This is a genomic window from Streptomyces sp. NPDC031365, assembly GCF_055569765.1.
The window spans coordinates 17,459-29,509 of record NZ_JBVIIM010000016.1 but is presented as its reverse complement, the minus strand read 5'-3'; the positions used below and the strand labels follow the sequence as shown (position 1 = coordinate 29,509).

General features: G+C 70.6%; 13 protein-coding genes. 7 read left to right on the top strand and 6 right to left on the bottom strand.

What is annotated here, in order from left to right:
* The first annotated feature begins 63 nt into the window (after positions 1–63).
* On the top strand, positions 64–954 hold the full coding sequence (locus ACZ5C2_RS22955; protein WP_468793942.1) for an alpha/beta fold hydrolase: 891 nt from the start codon (positions 64–66) through the stop codon (positions 952–954).
* Between the two features lie 59 nt (positions 955–1,013).
* Here the strand turns inward: ACZ5C2_RS22955 and ACZ5C2_RS22950 are convergent, their stop codons facing one another.
* Entirely contained in the window at positions 1,014–1,907 is an 894-nt protein-coding gene (locus ACZ5C2_RS22950) for an NYN domain-containing protein (RefSeq protein WP_468793939.1), read from the bottom strand.
* 231 nt (positions 1,908–2,138) lie between these two features.
* Here ACZ5C2_RS22950 and ACZ5C2_RS22945 point away from each other — a divergent pair, with 231 nt between their 5' ends.
* The gene (locus ACZ5C2_RS22945; protein ID WP_468793936.1) at positions 2,139–2,291 is read left to right on the top strand and encodes a hypothetical protein; all 153 of its coding nucleotides are present in this window, start codon (positions 2,139–2,141) and stop codon (positions 2,289–2,291) included.
* A 112-nt stretch (positions 2,292–2,403) separates the two neighbouring features.
* Here the strand turns inward: ACZ5C2_RS22945 and ACZ5C2_RS22940 are convergent, their stop codons facing one another.
* The 4 genes from ACZ5C2_RS22940 to ACZ5C2_RS22925 form a co-directional block, all read right to left on the bottom strand.
* Complete coding sequence (locus tag ACZ5C2_RS22940; RefSeq protein ID WP_468793933.1) at positions 2,404–3,009, bottom strand: MarC family protein; 606 nt, start codon at positions 3,007–3,009, stop codon at positions 2,404–2,406.
* 199 nt (positions 3,010–3,208) lie between these two features.
* Entirely contained in the window at positions 3,209–4,066 is an 858-nt protein-coding gene (locus ACZ5C2_RS22935) for a PHP domain-containing protein (protein ID WP_468793930.1), read from the bottom strand.
* A gap of 121 nt (positions 4,067–4,187) precedes the next feature.
* Positions 4,188–4,829, bottom strand: coding sequence for a DUF6758 family protein (locus tag ACZ5C2_RS22930; protein ID WP_468793927.1), 642 nt, complete (start codon positions 4,827–4,829; stop codon positions 4,188–4,190).
* Positions 4,830–5,082: 253 nt separating this feature from the next.
* A complete protein-coding gene (locus tag ACZ5C2_RS22925; RefSeq protein WP_468793924.1) occupies positions 5,083–5,667 on the bottom strand; it encodes a suppressor of fused domain protein in 585 nt (194 codons plus the stop codon).
* Between the two features lie 502 nt (positions 5,668–6,169).
* Here ACZ5C2_RS22925 and ACZ5C2_RS22920 point away from each other — a divergent pair.
* Positions 6,170–7,285, top strand: a complete 1,116-nt coding sequence (locus ACZ5C2_RS22920) for a magnesium and cobalt transport protein CorA (protein ID WP_468793921.1) — start codon at positions 6,170–6,172, stop codon at positions 7,283–7,285.
* Between the two features lie 52 nt (positions 7,286–7,337).
* The gene (locus ACZ5C2_RS22915) at positions 7,338–7,853 is read left to right on the top strand and encodes a hypothetical protein (protein WP_468793918.1); all 516 of its coding nucleotides are present in this window, start codon (positions 7,338–7,340) and stop codon (positions 7,851–7,853) included.
* Here the strand turns inward: ACZ5C2_RS22915 and ACZ5C2_RS22910 are convergent, their stop codons facing one another.
* Positions 7,854–8,651, bottom strand: coding sequence for a hypothetical protein (locus ACZ5C2_RS22910; protein ID WP_468793915.1), 798 nt, complete (start codon positions 8,649–8,651; stop codon positions 7,854–7,856). It lies immediately after the preceding gene.
* A gap of 215 nt (positions 8,652–8,866) precedes the next feature.
* Here ACZ5C2_RS22910 and ACZ5C2_RS22905 point away from each other — a divergent pair, with 215 nt between their 5' ends.
* Genes ACZ5C2_RS22905 through ACZ5C2_RS22895 form a run of 3 tightly spaced genes read left to right on the top strand, consistent with a single transcriptional unit; the run spans position 8,867 to position 11,925 of the window.
* Positions 8,867–10,150, top strand: coding sequence for a magnesium transporter MgtE N-terminal domain-containing protein (locus ACZ5C2_RS22905; protein ID WP_468793912.1), 1,284 nt, complete (start codon positions 8,867–8,869; stop codon positions 10,148–10,150).
* Positions 10,140–10,748 carry a DUF1003 domain-containing protein gene (locus ACZ5C2_RS22900; protein ID WP_468793909.1) on the top strand — a complete coding sequence of 203 codons (609 nt, stop codon included), beginning with the start codon at positions 10,140–10,142 and terminating at the stop codon, positions 10,746–10,748. Before ACZ5C2_RS22905 ends, ACZ5C2_RS22900 begins: the two co-directional genes overlap by 11 nt.
* Before the next feature lie 43 nt (positions 10,749–10,791).
* Positions 10,792–11,925 carry an Mrp/NBP35 family ATP-binding protein gene (locus ACZ5C2_RS22895; protein WP_468793906.1) on the top strand — a complete coding sequence of 378 codons (1,134 nt, stop codon included), beginning with the start codon at positions 10,792–10,794 and terminating at the stop codon, positions 11,923–11,925.
* Positions 11,926–12,051 lie beyond the last annotated feature (126 nt).

The window sequence follows — 12,051 nt, the reverse complement described above, 5'->3', positions numbered from 1 at the left end:
GGCCCGGTCCCCCACCCGTGGGGCCGGGCCGTCGGCGTGTCCGCACCCGCTACCCTCACCCACGTGACCAGCGACTCCGCCCCCGCCCTGCCCCTCGGCGCCCACACCCGCCGACTCCGCACCACTCGCGGTCGGTTCGCCGTCGTGGAGGTGCCACCGGCCGCCGGAGTCGCGGTGAGAGGGACGGTGTTGCTGCTGCCCGGGTACACCGGCAGCAAGGAGGACTTCACGCTGGTGCACGAGCCGCTCGCGGCGCGCGGGTATCACACGGTCGCCGTGGACGGACGGGGGCAGTACGAGTCGGACGGTCCCGCCGACGACGAATCCGCCTACCTCCTGGACGAGTTGGCTCGGGACGTACTCGCGCAGGCGGCGGCGCTCGGTACGCCGGTGCATCTGGTCGGCCACTCGCTCGGCGGTCAGATCGCCCGTGCCGCCGTCATCCTCGACCACTCCCCCTTCCGCTCGCTCACCCTCATATCCTCCGGGCCCGCACGCATCTCCGTCTCCCAGGAGCAGCGGGTGACGTTGCTGCGGGACGCGCTCGCGGTGATGTCGATGGCGGAGTGCTGGGAGGCGATCCTGGCCATGGGCCCACCCGAGGAGGTGGGCGGACCGGCCCGCGGTCTCGGCGGTCAGGAGCGGCTGCGAAGCCGCTGGTTGAGCACACAGCCCGCGCAACTGATCGCCACGGGCCGCCAGTTGTGTGTCGAACCGGACCGGGTCGCCGAACTGGCCGTTGTCCCGCTGCCGTTCCACGTCCTGTCGGGCGAGCACGATGACACCTGGCCGGTGCCGGACCTCGACGAGATGGCCCGGCGGCTGGGAGCACACCGCACCGTCATCGACGGGGCCGAGCACTCACCAGCCGTCGACCGGCCCGTGCCGACCGCCCGTGCCCTCGCCGACTTCTGGGACGAACCGCGCCCCCGGGGGGACACCACCTGCCGGTGACGCCCGGCCCCGGAACACCACCTGCCGGAAAACGCCCGCGTTCCGGAGGCACCCGTCTGTCAGTACTGCGCCTGCAGATGGTCCCAGAAGCCGTCGCGCAGGGAGCGCCGCAGGTCCGCCTGGCCGCGCAGGGAGTACTGGAGAAGGCCCTCCGCCTCCACCAGCAGGTCCTGGTCCACGGAGCCGGGCAGATAGGGATGGCCGGGGAGCAGTTCCACCATCGGTTCCCGGCCGCGTGCGGCCAGCCATTTCGCGGCGATCTGCGCGCCGACGAACCGGACGTTCTCACGGGTGGGCCGGCCCGCGGTGCCCTCGTACGCCGGTGCGGTGCGCCGGGAGACGTACGGCTTGAAGAAGTCCAGGTCGAGGGTGCGCTGGCTGTCGACCTCCCAGAGCAGCGGCTCGGCCTGATTGCGGCCCTCGGGCGCCTCGATGCCCCAGAGGTGGACCCTCGCGCCGTACCCCTGTGCCGCCTCGACCGCCGAGACGAGATCCTCGTCGCCGCCGAGCAGGGCCGCGTCACTGATGGCGCGGTGCCGGGCCAGTGACTCCAGATCGGTGCGGATCAGGGAGTCGACGCCCTTTTGCTGGTTGTTGGCGTTGAGGTTGCCGAGGCGGACCTTGACGTCGGGAAGTTCGGCGATGGTCTGCTGCTCCGCGGTGTGGATGCGGCGCCGGGCCCCGTCGTACCAGTAGACGCGCAGCAGCCTGCTGTCGGCGAAGATGGTGCGGGCCCGGTCGATGAGCGCGTCGATGAGTCCCTCGGCGTCGAGGTCGAAGGCCCGGCGGTCCTCCGTCCCGGCCACGAGCCGCCCCGCGGCGGCGTACAGGTATCCGGCATCGACGAAGATCGCGTGGGTGGAGGGCGTCTTCGCCACCTCGGCGAGCATGCGCTGGAGCAGCTCATTCGTGCGGTCGATACGGGCGTGCAGAGCCGCGAGGTCGTCGTTCATCACTTCCATTGTCCCGGTGGTCACGCTACGAACACAACCGGTCCCGATCGGTCTACTTCGAAAACCCTTACTCGTCAGTATTTAGTCGAGCGAAAATTTTCTTTAGCATAGGGAATGTTTGCACCACGCAACCCGTTGAACCCTGTCGAGGAACACGGGCTCGACTGGCCCGTGGGCCGCCCACCGAGTAGTTCTCCTTCAGGAGGATGACCAGACGAAGGGAGAAGCCCTATGCGCTTCGAAATCATGCGACTCGACGACATCGACGGCACCCCCGTGGACTCGACCGTCGTAGACGCCGCCTCCGTCAACCGCATCGTGCAGCAGGCCGCCGCCATCGGACAGCGCCTGTGGATCCGCCCGGCCGACACACCGGCCTCATAACGCTCGTCTCGCGGGGACGCCGGCCACACGGGCCGGGACCTCGTACGCAGGCTCCGGAGCCCCCGTACCGCCATCGGTACGGGGGCTCAGCACATCCGTGAGGGCGCCGTGGTCAGCCGCCCCGGATCACCTGGGTGACGCCGTTGATGATCTGCTGCACGGCGATCGCGGAGAGCATCATGCCCGCCAGGCGTGTCACCAGGACCACCCCGCCGTCCCTGATGACTCGGATGATCAGCAGTGAGTAGCGCATCACCAGCCACAGCACGACATGGATGGCGAGGATCGCCGACCACACCGAGACCTGCCCGGTGACACCGTCGGCCTTCTGCACGGCCAGGATGACCGACACGATCGCACCGGGCCCCGCCAGCAGCGGCATGCCCAGCGGGACCAGGGCGACGTTGACGTCCTTGGTCTGCTGCGGCTCGTCGGTCTTGCCGGTGAGCAGGTCGAGCGCGATCAGCAGGAGCAGCAGCCCGCCCGCGATCATCAGCGCGGGCACCGACACATGCAGGTAGGCGAGGATCTGGTGGCTGAGCAGGCCGAACACGGTGATCACACCACCGGCCACACAGACGGCCTGGAAGGCCATCCGCTTCTGCACCTTGGCGGGCCGGCCCGCGGTCAGGGCGAGGAAGATCGGAGTGATCCCGGGAGGATCCATGATGACGAAGAGGGTCAGGAAGAGAGAGCCGAAAACGGCGACGTCGAGCATGACTGCCTTGCTGAAGAACCGGTGAGGGAGGTGCGGGGGCGCACAAGGACGTACGCAGCGGTACGCGCGCACGCCCCGTGGTAGGCACGCGTACGCGGTGGTGCGCGCACGTACGCCGCGTTGCACGCACACACGGCGCTGTGCGCACACACAGTGGTCCGCGGACGTACGGATGCGGGTCGTTCGCAGGATGCGGGGCTCAGACCCCGCCGGCCCCCGGCACAGGGAACGCCCCGGTCGCGCGGCGGGTGATCTCGCCGTAGACCTCGGGGTCCGTCGTGAACTCGCCGAGGACGCAGCTCTTGCGGCTGCCGTGGTAGTCGCTGGACCCGGTGACCAGGAGTCCCAGGTCCTTCGCCAACCCGCGCAGCCGCGCCCGGGTGTCGGGGTCGTGGTCCATGTGGTCGACCTCGATGCCGTCGAGGCCGGCCTCGGCCAGCGCGGCGATCGCGGACTCCGGTACGGTCCGGCCCCGCTTGCTCGCGGCCGGATGCGCGAAGACGGCGACCCCGCCCGCGTCCTTGACCAGCCGCAGGGCCGCGAAGGGGTCGGTCTCGTGCTTGTCCGTGTACGCGCGGCCGCCGTCGGCCAGCCACTCCTGGGTGAAGGCGTCGTTCACGGACGGCACGACGCCGAGTTCGACGAGCGCGGAGGCCACGTGCGGGCGTCCCACCGAGCCGTCGCCGGCGATCCGCGCCACCTGCTCCCAGGTGACCGGCACACCGAGCGCGTTCAGCTTGGCGATCATGCCCTTGGCCCGGGGCACCCGGTCGTCCCGGACGAGCTCGCGCTCGGCCAGCAGCGCGGGCTCCTCGGGGTCGAAGAGGTAGGCAAGCATGTGCATGCCGATACCGTCGAGCCGGCAGGAGAGTTCGGCGCCGGCGACCAGGGTGAGTCCCGTCGGCAGCACGGAGAGCGCCTCGGCGTGCCCGCGGGTGGTGTCGTGGTCGGTCAGCGCGACGACGTCGAGACCGGCGGCGGCAGCCTTGCGGACCAGATCGGCCGGCGTGTCCGTACCGTCGGACGCGGTGGAGTGGGTGTGCAGGTCGATACGCACGACGCGGTACTCCAAGCGGTGACGGACGGACGGGGACGCTCCAGGATAACCGGATTTTCACCGTCCCCTGTCACACCCCAACGCGCCGTGCGCCCCCTACCGACCCCCTCCGGCCGTCCGGCTAGGCCTCCAGCAGTCGCGGTGACAGCGCCCCGCAGGGCACCAGCTCCACCTCGGCCCCGGCGTCCCGCAGGTCGGTGAGGACCAGCTCGTCGTACATCAGCAGCCCGGACTGCTCCGGCCACGCCACCGCCCACAGCCACATGCCGAGCGCCTCGCCCGCGAACACGGCGCGGTCGTGGGGCGTCTTGGAGACGTGCCAGAGCGGGGTCGGGCGGCCGGCGGCCAGCACCTTGGCCTGCGGTGGCTTCTCGACGTTCATGTATGGTCCCGGGTCCGGGCCGTCGATGCCCGCGTACCGCGCGCCGAGGCCGACGCCGAGCTCCTCGGCGACCAGGATCAGCTCACCCATGCCGCCGAGCGGTCCGGGGCCGGTGCACGCGACGGCGGTCGCCCGGCCCCCGCTGCGGTCGTCGCCCGCGCAGGCCACACCCGTGAACAGCCAGCCCACCGGGAGCGGCCACGGCATCCACACCGGCACCTTCGTGCGGTGCACGACGACGTCGAGGGCTTCGACGCTCGGCGGTATCACGGGCTGCAGCGGGTGCACGGTGCCGTGCACAGCGCACTGCCAGGCATCCGAGAAGAGGCCGGGAGCCCTGACCCGGCCACCGCACTTCGGGCAACTGGGTTCGCCCCTCATAGAGCCCCACGGTCCTAGCTCTGCCGCGCCACGTCAAGGACGATCACCCGTCCGGACGGAACCGGCCGCCGGAAAGCCGCCCGCGTCCCGCCAACGGACCGGCTCACCCGCCGCGCACGCACCCCGCGGTCCGGCGACGACCGCACCCGTCCACGGCGGTACCGGCGCGTCGGCGGCCCCTCGGCAGGCCACGCGGGACGGGGTCGCCTTCATCACCAAGTGAGCGTCATCCGACGGTCGTTGGTGACCCTGCTCACTCCAGCGGCACTGATTTCCGGGACGGATCCCGCAGGTCCGTGCCCTGGTTCAGCCAGCGTTCCTGGAGGGCCTGGGCGCCGTGCACCCGCTTCCAGGCGGCCTCGTTCGGGGTCATCGGCAGCAGCGGCAGGAACCGTACGGGATTCAGGGGCTCGTCGAGTTCCAGGTCCTCCACCAGACCGCCCGGCTCGGCGACCAGCACCGAGGTGAAGGGCGCGCCGGGCCACAGCGGTTCGCCCACGTCGAGCGAGGCGCCGGGAGCCACGACCACACCCTCGACCTGCGGGGACGCGGCCAGCACGGCGAGCGGGCGGAGCACCTTGCCGGTGTCCGCGACACCGGCCCGCACGGACAGCACCAGCTCGACGCGCGGCCCCTCGACCGGGTCCGCGATCACGGCCGCGGGGTCGGTCATGGGCTGCGCGGACATGCCGAGGGTGGCGTAGCGCACGATGTCGCCCTCGTGGAAGCGCAGCACCTCGATGCGGTCCGCGCCCAGGAAGGTGACCGCCGCGCGCGCGTCCGGTTCGCCCAGTGCCGTGCGCAGCCGGGCCTCGACCAGAGGAAGAACATCAGCCATGCGGCGAGCATAGAACTCGCCAGTACCGGGCAAAGCAGAGCCTTGACACGGCAGTCGGCTGATACGCTTGGCCGGTGGTTCGGGCAGCACGCCGAGGCGTCCCGATCAAGCCCCGAACGCCTGTACGACTCTCCCCATGGACGGGGAAATCCCCCAGGGGATGGTGGATCGTCCCTCACGAGGGACCGGCCGGAGGAGGTGGGGCTGGCATGGACCGAAGTCGACCGTGCAGTATCACCCGCTCTTCCGCCCGCTGATGTAGCTGCTCCCTGTCCGGCTGCCGCCTTGTCCCCCGCGCGCGTCTTCATCGGAAGAGCACTTCGTTTCGTTCCGCCTGATCTGCCCCAGTAGCTGAATCAGCGACGAAGCTCGCCACCGCGACGGTGCGGTGCTCCCCGCTTTGTGGACGTGCCAAACATCCGCAGTCCAGGACGTCCTCATTCCGGGTTGTTCCACCCGTCGTTCCGGCGCCTTTCGTTGCCTGCCCGCGAAGGAGCCCGCCATGTCGATGATCCGCGACCTGCGCGCCGTGGTCCGTCCCTCCTCCCGTGTCTCGCTGCGCAAGGAGAGCGGCCCGTACGACCCCACCCGCGACCCCGCGACGACCACCGCCGTCGTCGACTGCGCCGTCTACCGTGACGGACGCCGCCTGGAGGCCGGCCAGCTCACCCCCCACGAGGCGATGCGGCTGGTGCGCCGCGACGGGGGCTTCGTGTGGATCGGCCTGCACGAGCCGAACGAGGCCGAATTCGCCGGCATCGCCCGGGAGTTCGGACTGCACCCGCTGGCCGTGGAGGACGCGGTCCAGGCCCATCAGCGGCCCAAGCTGGAGCGCTACGACGACTCGCTGTTCACGGTCTTCAAGACCGTCCACTACCTCGACCACGAGCGGCTCTCCTCCAGCAGCGAGGTCGTCGAGACCGGTGAGGTGATGTGCTTCACCGGCCGGGACTTCTTCATCACCGTCCGGCACGGCGGCCAGGGCTCCCTGCGGGCCCTCAGGCATCGCCTGCAGGACGACGCCGAACTGCTGGCCAAAGGCCCCTCGGCCGTGCTGCACGCCATCGCCGACCACGTGGTGGACGGCTACATCGCCGTCGCCGACGCGGTGCAGGACGACATCGACGAGGTCGAGACCAAGGTGTTCTCGCCGGGCCGCAAGGGCACCCCACGCGGTACGGACGCCGGGGAGATCTATCAACTCAAGCGCGAGGTACTGGAGTTCAAGCGTGCCGTGGCGCCGCTGCTGCGGCCGATGCAGTTGCTGAGCGAGCGCCCGATGCGGCTGATCGACCCGGAGATCCAGAAGTACTTCCGGGACGTCGCCGACCACGTGGCACGGGTGCAGGAGCAGGTCATCGGCTTCGACGAACTGCTGAACTCCATCCTCCAGGCCAACCTCGCCCAGGCCTCCGTGGCGCAGAACGAGGACATGCGGAAGATCACCTCGTGGGCCGCGATCATCGCCGTACCGACGATGGTGTGCGGGGTGTACGGGATGAACTTCGACTACATGCCGGAGACCCACTGGAAGTACGGCTACCCGATGATCCTCAGTGTCACGGTGGCCATCTGTCTGGGCATCCACCGCACGCTGAAGCGCAACGGCTGGCTCTGAAGCGCAACGGCCGGCTCTGAACGGGCGGGGAGCCCGTGGATAGGCTGACCCCATGACAAGCGAGCTGCTCGACCGGGCCCTCATCGAGGAGGCCACGAAGAAGTCCGGCCTCATCTGGGTCAGGGGTCCCGGCGTGCCGGCCCGCGTGCTGTGGCACGTGTGGCACGAGGGCGCCGCGTGCGTGATCGGCGACGGGCCGGGGGAGCAGCCGCTGCCGGGACTCACCGACGGCGGACCGGCCGAGGTGACGGTGCGCAGCAAGGACAAGGGCGGCCGCCTGGTCTCGTGGACCGCGACGGTCGTGGAGCAGGCGCCGGGCTCCGAGGCGTGGACGGCGACGGTCGCCGAGCTCAAGGGCAAGCGGCTCAACGCACCCGACGGTGAGGCGATGCCCGAACGCTGGGCCCGCGAGTGCCGGGTGCTGCGGCTGGAGCCCACGGGGGCGACGTCGTCCCTCCCCGACGGCTCCCTGGCCGAGGCCCCGCTGCCGACCCCGGTGACGACCCGGCAGCCGGCCCCGGCGGGACTGCCCCGGCTGCTGCTGGGGAAGAAGCGGCGACAGCGCTAGCTAGGACGTCGGGAGCTGCTTGCCGTAGTCCAGGGTGTCGTCCTTGGCCGGCTTCTCCAGGGGGAAGTCGGTGCCCCAGGCCGAGAAGGTGAGGGTGCCCGCCTTTCCGGCCCGCACCAGGCGCACGGGATAGGGCTTGCCCTCGAGCGAGACGTCCAGGGTGCCTCCGGAGCCCTTGTCTCCGGTGACGCGGATGGTGCGCACGCCCGACTGCTCGTGGTGGCCGTCGGTGGCCAGCTCGCCATGCAGGGTCAGCAGGCCATCAAGCAGCACACTCTTATCAGTGAAGCCGATGAACTTCTTGTACGACGGATCGCCCTGCGGGACCTTCACATACTTCGAGGCGAGTTTGTCGGCCGCCGCAGCGTCCGCCTTGCCGTCGTTCTTGCCGTCGTTCTGGCCGTCGCCGCCGTCACCCTTGCCCTCGCCCCCGGCGGCCCCCTTCCCCCAGAACTCGGCGTCGGCCTTCAGATAGAGCTCGTCGTCGATCCGCAGGAGGCGAAACGTCTCCCCCTTCGTGGTGACCGAGCCGATGCCGCCCTTCTCCTTCAGCCGCATGTCGAGCGTGTACGTGCGTCCGCTGGTGACGACGGTCCCGTGCAACCGCACCGTGCCGACCGACTCGGCGGCCTTCTGCGCTCTGCTCTGGATCTGGTCGGCGGGCAGCCGGCCGACACCGTTGGTGCCCTCGTTCGGATCCTCGGAACATCCCGTGAGCGCCGCCCCCGTCACGAGCAGGGCGCATACGGCGCCGGCCAGCGTGGCCCTGCGGGAACGGCCCTGGGAGATCGGAATCACAGGTGCGCTGCCTCTCTGACGGGGGACCTGAACGGCGTACCGCAGGGTACCGGGGCCCACCGGCCCGGGCGGAGCCAGTCCGTCCGGACCGGCCCTGAGCGCACGGCCGATCGGGACGGGCTAGCCTGAAGCCCACCCGAGCGGGCAATCCGGAGAACAAACGCAGCAGGCAGTACACGCCAACGAAAGACCCCGCACGCAAAGGAGCCGCCGCCATGGCAGCGGGCGCCCCCCGGTTCTTCGTCTCACACGTCTCCGGTGTCGCCGTCTTCGACCCGGCCGGCGACCAGGTGGGGCGCGTGCGCGATCTGGTCGTCATCCTGCGGCCCGGCCGGCGTCCGCCGAGACTGCTCGGCCTGGTGGTCGAACTCTCCACACGCCGCCGTATCTTCCTGCCCATGACCCGAGTGACCGCCGTCCAGTCCGGCCAGGTCATCACCACCGGGGTACTCAACGTGCGGCGCTTCGAGCAGCGGCCCACCGAGCGACTCGTCTTCGGTGAACTCCTCGACCGGCGGGTGACGCTGGTGGACAGCGGCGAGGAGGTCACCGTCCTCGACCTGTCGGTGCATCAGCTGCCGGCCCGCCGCGAGTGGGAGATCGACCGGGTCTTCGTGCGCAAGGGGAAGAAGGGCGGGGCCTTCCGGCGCGGCAAGGGGGAGGCGCTGACCGTCGAGTGGTCCGCGGTCACCGGCTTCTCCCTGGAGGAGCACGCGCAGGGCGCCGAGAACCTGCTCGCCACCTTCGAGCAGTTGCGCCCCGCCGACCTCGCCAACGTCCTGCACCACCTCTCCCCCAAACGGCGGGCGGAGGTGGCCGCGGCCCTCGACGACGACCGGCTCGCCGACGTACTGGAGGAACTGCCGGAGGACGACCAGATCGAGATCCTCGGCAAGCTGAAGGAGGAGCGCGCCGCCGACGTCCTGGAGGCCATGGACCCCGACGACGCCGCCGACCTGCTCGGCGAGCTGCCCGAGGAGGACAAGGAGCGGCTGCTGAGCCTGATGAAGCCCGCGGACGCGGCCGACATGCGGCGCCTGATGTCGTACGAGGAGCACACGGCGGGCGGTCTGATGACGACCGAGCCGATCGTGCTGCGGCCCGACGCGACCGTCGCGGACGCCCTCGCCCGGATCCGCGAACCCGACCTCTCCCCCGCGCACGCCGCGCAGGTCTACGTCTGCCGCCCGCCCGAGGAGACGCCCACCGGCAAGTACCTGGGCACGGTGCACTTCCAGCGGCTGCTGCGCGATCCCCCGTACACGCTGGTCGGCTCGATTCTGGACGCCGATCTGCAGCCCCTGGATCCGGACGCGGCGCTGCCCGTGGTCGCCGGGTTCTTCGCCGCGTACGACATGGTGGCGGCGCCCGTGGTCGACGAGTCGGGGTCGCTGCTGGGCGCGGTGACGGTGGACGACGTACTGGACCACATGCTCCCCGGCGACTGGCGGGAGACCGAGTTCCACCTCGACGAGGAGGTGGTGCCCGATGCCGGCTGAGCGCGACGGCGTACGCGAGCGGCTGCCGGCGGGCGCCACGGCGGCCGGACGGCCGCGTACGCCCCGTCTGGACCAGCCGCGCCCTCCACGGCGCCGGATCCTGCCCGAGTGGGACCCGGAGGCCTTCGGGCGGCTCTCGGAGAGCGTCGCGCGGTTCCTGGGCACCGGGCGGTTCATCGTCTGGATGACGTTCGTCATCATCCTGTGGGTGCTGTGGAACGTGTCCGCGCCGAAGGAGCTGCGGTTCGACGAGTACCCGTTCATCTTCCTGACCCTGGTCCTGTCCCTCCAGGCCTCCTACGCGGCCCCACTGATCCTGCTCGCGCAGAACAGGCAGGACGACCGCGACCGGGTCAATCTGGAGCAGGACCGCAAGCAGAACGAGCGGTCGATCGCGGACACCGAGTATCTGACCAGGGAGATCGCGGCGCTGCGGATCGGGCTCGGGGAGGTGGCCACGCGGGACTGGATCCGCTCGGAGCTCCAGGACATGGTCAAGGACCTGGAGGGACGACAGAACGGACACAAGGACCAGCACGGCCCGTTTCCGGCGATGCGGGCGGAACGGCCGCCGGGACGTGACGCAGACGACCGCTGATGTACTTACCGGCTGGTGTACCCGGCGCCGTACCATCGTCCTTATGGCTACGGAAGACGCGGTGCGTGAAGCACTGGCGACGGTGAACGACCCCGAGATCAACCGGCCCATCACCGAACTCGGCATGGTCAAATCGGTGGAGATCGGCGCGGACGGGGCGGTTGCGGTCACCGTGTACCTGACGGTCTCCGGCTGCCCCATGCGGGACACCATCACGCAGCGCGTGACGGACGCGGTCCTCGCGCTCGACGGTGTCACCCGGGTCGACGTGACGCTGGACGTCATGAGCGACGAGCAGCGCAAGGAGCTGGCGAGCGCCCTGCGCGGCGGTCAGACCGAGCGGGAGGTGCCCTTCGCCAAGCCGGGCAGCCTGACCCGGGTGTACGCGGTCGCGTCCGGCAAGGGCGGCGTCGGCAAGTCGTCGGTGACGGTGAACCTGGCGGCGGCGATGGCGGCCGACGGGCTGAAGGTCGGTGTCGTGGACGCCGACATCTACGGCCACTCGGTGCCGCGCATGCTGGGTGCGGACGGGCGTCCCACCCAGGTCGAGAACATGATCATGCCACCGTCGGCGCACGGCGTGAAGGTCATCTCGATCGGCATGTTCACCCCGGGCAACGCGCCGGTGGTGTGGCGCGGGCCGATGCTGCACCGCGCGCTCCAGCAGTTCCTCGCGGACGTGTACTGGGGCGACCTGGACGTGCTGCTGCTCGACCTGCCGCCCGGCACCGGTGACATCGCGATCTCCGTGGCCCAGCTGGTGCCGAACGCCGAGATCCTGGTCGTCACCACGCCCCAGCAGGCGGCGGCCGAGGTGGCCGAGCGGGCGGGGTCCATCGCCGTACAGACGCATCAGAAGATCGTCGGCGTGGTAGAGAACATGTCCGGGCTGCCGTGCCCGCACTGCGACGAGATGGTCGACGTCTTCGGCACGGGCGGCGGCCAGTCGGTCGCCGACGGCCTGACCCGCACCACCGGTACGAACGTTCCGGTGCTCGGCGCCATCCCGATCGACGTCCGGCTGCGCGAGGGCGGCGACGAGGGCATGCCCGTGGTGCTGTCCGACCCGGACTCCCCGGCGGGCTCGGCACTCCGCTCGATCGCCGGCAAGCTGGGCGGCCGGCAGCGGGGCCTGTCGGGCATGTCCCTGGGGATCACCCCGCGCAACAAGTTCTGAGGCTTCTCACGCCGGAGGGGGGCGGTTCCCCCGGGGGGAGGGGCGCCTCTGGTGGTTCCCTCTTGGCGTCTCGCGCGGCTCACTTCTGGTTCGCCGGGGGGTTGCTCTCCCCCTCAAAACCCAGGA

What these genes read in the sequence shown, in the direction of transcription:
- ACZ5C2_RS22950 (WP_468793939.1), bottom strand. Translation starts at nt 1,907, where the DNA reads ATGAACGACGACCTCGCGGCTCTGCACGCCCGTATCGACCGCACGAAT.
- ACZ5C2_RS22945 (WP_468793936.1), top strand. Translation starts at nt 2,139, where the DNA reads ATGCGCTTCGAAATCATGCGACTCGACGACATCGACGGCACCCCCGTG.
- ACZ5C2_RS22940 (WP_468793933.1), bottom strand. Translation starts at nt 3,009, where the DNA reads ATGCTCGACGTCGCCGTTTTCGGCTCTCTCTTCCTGACCCTCTTCGTC.
- ACZ5C2_RS22930 (WP_468793927.1), bottom strand. Translation starts at nt 4,829, where the DNA reads ATGAGGGGCGAACCCAGTTGCCCGAAGTGCGGTGGCCGGGTCAGGGCT.
- ACZ5C2_RS22925 (WP_468793924.1), bottom strand. Translation starts at nt 5,667, where the DNA reads ATGGCTGATGTTCTTCCTCTGGTCGAGGCCCGGCTGCGCACGGCACTG.
- ACZ5C2_RS22920 (WP_468793921.1), top strand. Translation starts at nt 6,170, where the DNA reads ATGTCGATGATCCGCGACCTGCGCGCCGTGGTCCGTCCCTCCTCCCGT.
- ACZ5C2_RS22915 (WP_468793918.1), top strand. Translation starts at nt 7,338, where the DNA reads ATGACAAGCGAGCTGCTCGACCGGGCCCTCATCGAGGAGGCCACGAAG.
- ACZ5C2_RS22905 (WP_468793912.1), top strand. Translation starts at nt 8,867, where the DNA reads ATGGCAGCGGGCGCCCCCCGGTTCTTCGTCTCACACGTCTCCGGTGTC.
- ACZ5C2_RS22900 (WP_468793909.1), top strand. Translation starts at nt 10,140, where the DNA reads ATGCCGGCTGAGCGCGACGGCGTACGCGAGCGGCTGCCGGCGGGCGCC.
- ACZ5C2_RS22895 (WP_468793906.1), top strand. Translation starts at nt 10,792, where the DNA reads ATGGCTACGGAAGACGCGGTGCGTGAAGCACTGGCGACGGTGAACGAC.